Source organism: Microcella sp., from assembly GCF_033763155.1.
Lineage (GTDB): Bacteria > Actinomycetota > Actinomycetes > Actinomycetales > Microbacteriaceae > Microcella.
The window spans coordinates 1-3,530 of the sequence record NZ_JANRKZ010000216.1; the positions used below are offsets into that span (position 1 = coordinate 1).

4 protein-coding genes are annotated in these 3,530 nt (G+C 66.4%); 1 reads left to right on the plus strand and 3 read right to left on the minus strand.

Annotated features, from left to right (window positions below; all coding sequences use genetic code 11):
• Nucleotides 1-167 precede the first annotated feature (167 nt).
• Nucleotides 168-404 carry a hypothetical protein gene (locus tag SFU54_RS09290; RefSeq protein ID WP_319015998.1) on the plus strand — a complete coding sequence of 79 codons (237 nt, stop codon included), beginning with the start codon at nucleotides 168-170 and terminating at the stop codon, nucleotides 402-404.
• On the opposite strand, the gene SFU54_RS09295 is transcribed toward SFU54_RS09290, so the two are convergent.
• The 3 genes from SFU54_RS09295 to SFU54_RS09305 form a co-directional block, all read right to left on the minus strand.
• Nucleotides 405-1,259: an N-acyl homoserine lactonase family protein gene (locus tag SFU54_RS09295; RefSeq protein WP_319015999.1), complete on the minus strand. Its 855-nt coding sequence runs from the start codon at nucleotides 1,257-1,259 to the stop codon at nucleotides 405-407.
• Between the two features lie 27 nt (nucleotides 1,260-1,286).
• Complete coding sequence (locus SFU54_RS09300; RefSeq protein ID WP_319016000.1) at nucleotides 1,287-1,748, minus strand: HEPN domain-containing protein; 462 nt, start codon at nucleotides 1,746-1,748, stop codon at nucleotides 1,287-1,289.
• A gap of 608 nt (nucleotides 1,749-2,356) precedes the next feature.
• A partial coding sequence (locus tag SFU54_RS09305; protein ID WP_319016001.1) for an MFS transporter occupies nucleotides 2,357-3,530 on the minus strand: 1,174 nt, incomplete at its 5' end.

Sequence of the window (3,530 nt, forward strand, 5' to 3'; positions counted from 1 at the left end):
CCCCAGTCAAGTGCGCTACCAAGCTGCGCCACAGCCCGTGGCCGTGCCCCTGGGCACGAAGAGAGAGTCTAGCGCGAAAGGCGGGGTGGGTCGTGCACGGGCGAGGTGCGGCTGGGCATCCGTCGACCATGGGTTGCGCGGTCACCGAACGTGATTATTCTGGGCGCGTGGAGAACGACGACACGACCCCCGAAGCCAGTGAGCCGAGTGCCGAACAGCAGGCGCACGAGCAGGCGAACGGCAACGCGGCCGCACGCGGCGCGTGGATGGCCGTGGGCATCACGTTCTTCTCGGTGGGCGTGACGTTCTCCGTCGTGATGCCCGACAACATTGCGCTGGGTATCACCTTCTTGGGGCTCGGCGTGGTGTTCTTCTCGCTCGCCGGGTCGGCGAAAACGCCCTAGCTACTGCGGCGTCTGCGCGAGCAGGGTGGCGAGCGCTCCTCGGTCGTGCGCCGCGAGCACCGTCAACTCAGGGTGCTGCACCTGCAGGTCGGCGATGACGCGCGCGGTCGCGAGCTGCGCGGCGCGGTCTCCGACGTCGGGCACGATGCCGCAAGCCAGCAAGGCGGGGTCATAGGTGACGTCGCCGACGAGCAGCAGGGGTGCAGCATCCGTCGGGCTGACCATGAGGCTCATCGAGCCCGGAGTGTGCCCGGGCGTCGGCAGCATCACGAGCGTGCCGTCGTCAAATAGGTCGAACTGAGCGTCGGCATCGAACGCAACCGGCGTCAGGGCAACACCGGCGGGCGGGATGCGCCGCGACAGCACTCCGTGCAGCTCGGGCGTCTTCTGCTCGAGCAGCGCGAGCTCATCGGCCGAGGCATACACGGGCACCGCGGCGAACGGCGCGAGGTTGCCCGCGTGATCTTGGTGCAGGTGCGAGAGCACGACGTGGGTGATGTCGCTCGCGGCGAATCCGAGCTCGGCGAGCTGGGCATCGAGCGTCTGCTCAGCGGGCACCCGAAACTGGGCCTGCCGGTGATAGACCCAGCCGAGCAGCCCACCCGGGTAGTAGTCGGGGTCGGTAAGCGAATCGGGGCTCTGCCCGGTGTCGAAGAGCAGGAGCCCGCGCTCATGCTCGATGACGAAGGCGTGCACGGGCAGCCAGGGGCTCCAGGTGCGGGCGGTGAGGGTCCACCACAGCATCGGAGTTCCCGTGCCCTCGATGTTCTTCGGGCGCACCCGCACTTCGCCGAGCGTGATGCCGTGCACGGCGCGCACGGGGCCAGCAGAGTAGGTGCGGGATGCCCTGGTCATGAGGGCCAGTCTGCCAGGGCCGTCATCTCAAAAAGGCGATAGGTGCGGCAGCACGAGCCGGGCGGCCTGTACGGCGTCGATGGCGACAGCGATCGCGTCGTCGGCCTCGCTCGTCGATGCCAAGAGAGTGGCAACATCGGGGTACTCATTGTCGTTGCGCAGACGACGAATGCGATCAACCTGGCGGCCAATGCGGTTCGGTGGGTCAAGCTGTGCACTTGCCGCATCGGTGACCGCAATGTGCCCACCTCGGCGAGTGGGTCGCAACCCCTGCGCGAGAAGCATCGCTGCGAGCGCCTTTCGTGATGCGTCATAAGCGAGCGAAACCGCACCGACCGGATCCGCTGTCAGAACAACCTGCGCTGCAGCAATGTGCTTGTCGCACAGGTCGAGCGAGGCCGAAGCGAACTCAGGGTTCGGTGCGACCTTTTCGAGTTCGCCGTGCTGCAGAAGCCGGTCGATGACTGCTCTGCCCTGCTGCCACGTCATGTACGCCCCCTGTGCCGATCTGCAGATCGACCAATGGTCGCGCACGCACAGTAGAGACGAAGGGGTCATCCACAGCAACCCATCGCTCCGGCGTCACCGTGGTGACATTCACCTCGCGACGCAGCACCCCTTCAGCGCGCCGAATCGCGTCGTAGACCTCATCGAGATCGGGATTGCCCACGACGAGCACATCGATGTCCCCAGGAGGCAGCCCGGGTTCGCCGTCACGACGCGCTGCCCACGATCCAAATATCGCCGCCATTCGAACACCCGACATGCCGGCGAGTTCGCGCGCGATGACCGGCTGAGGTCCGTAGGTGAACAGTGCAATCTCGCGCACTGCATCACTCAGCGGATGCTCACGATTCGGTCGATAGACCGCTCTGCGCCCCACCCACTCGGTTGACAAGAGACCTGCTTCGGAAAGGCGTGCGAGTTCACGGGTGACCGTCGGAAGACTCGTTCCGACGAGACGTGCCAGCTCAGTTGCGGTTTCGCCTCGTGTACTCAACTCAAGAGCCGCAAGCAGCTGGCCCTGAGTGTCAGAGCGCAACAACGGAAAGAGCGCCGAAGCCTTTACTTTCATAAAAAGAATGCTAGCAAACGTTTTATGAAAGCTGCGTCTCTTCCTTCACGCGCTTCGGCCCGAAGGTCGCCGTGATCGCCGCGGTGATGACGAGCACGACGGCCGCGACGAGCAGCGCGCTCGTCACGCCGTCGAGAAACGCCTGTTTGGCGGCGTCGATGACGGGCTGGGCGGCGGCTCCGAACTCGGCGACTCGGGGTGATTGAGTGAAAGCGATTGACGATTCGACGGCCGAGCCGATCGCGGGCGGGAGGCCCGCGATCGCATCCTGAACCCCCGCCTTATAGGTCTGCGTGAGCACACTGCCGAGCACGGCGATGCCGAGGGCGCTGCCGAATTCGCGTGCGGTGTCGTTGACGGCCGAGGCCACGCCTTGCTTGCCCGCGGGCAGCGATTGCGTGATGGCCGTCGTCGAGGGCGCACCCGAGAGAGCCATGCCGATCGCGAAGAGTACGATGCCCGTCCCGAAGACGGCGTAGTTGAGCTCGACCTCGAGCTGCGAGAAGACGACGAACGCCGTGGCGATCAGCACGAGGCCGACGGGGGCGACGCGGCGGTATCCGAAGCGTTCGGCCAGCCGGGGCGAGAACCGCGCGAGCGGAATGAGGAGGAACGGCATCGGCAGCAGGCAACTGGCCGCCCACAGCGGGCTCAGGCCGGCGACGAACTGCAGGTATTGCAGCGCGGCGAAGAAGAAGCCGAACGCCGCGAAGAACTGCACCGAGAGCGAGAGGCTGCCCATGCCGAAGCCGCGCACGGCGAACAGGCGCGGGTCGAGCAGCGGAGCGGGCGAGCGCCACTCCCACGCCACAAACACCACGAGCGCCGCGAGGCCAGCCGCGAGCACCCCGACCGCGAGCGGGTCGTCGATGCCGCGCTCGGGAATCTCGATGATGCCAAAGACGATTCCCCCGACGGCGAGCAGGCTCAGCACCGCGCCGAAACCATCGAAGCGGGGCGGATGCTCGTCTCGCCCCTTCGGAACCACCAGCATCGTGCCCACAAACCCGACGGCCGCAAGGCTCACGTTGAGCCAGAAGAACGCGGGCCACTCAAACCACTGCAGCAACACGGCCGCGGCGAACACGCCGATCGCCGCACCTCCGCCGGCCACGCCGACCCACACGCCCACGGCTTTGCCGCGCTCTTCAAGCGGAAAGGTCGTCGTGATGACCGAGAGCGTCGTGGGCATGATC

Bases quoted from the DNA above. Each gene is read 5' to 3' on its own strand.
- SFU54_RS09300 (WP_319016000.1), bottom strand. From the start codon at position 1,748: ATGACGTGGCAGCAGGGCAGAGCAGTCATCGACCGGCTTCTGCAGCAC.
- SFU54_RS09295 (WP_319015999.1), bottom strand. From the start codon at position 1,259: ATGACCAGGGCATCCCGCACCTACTCTGCTGGCCCCGTGCGCGCCGTG.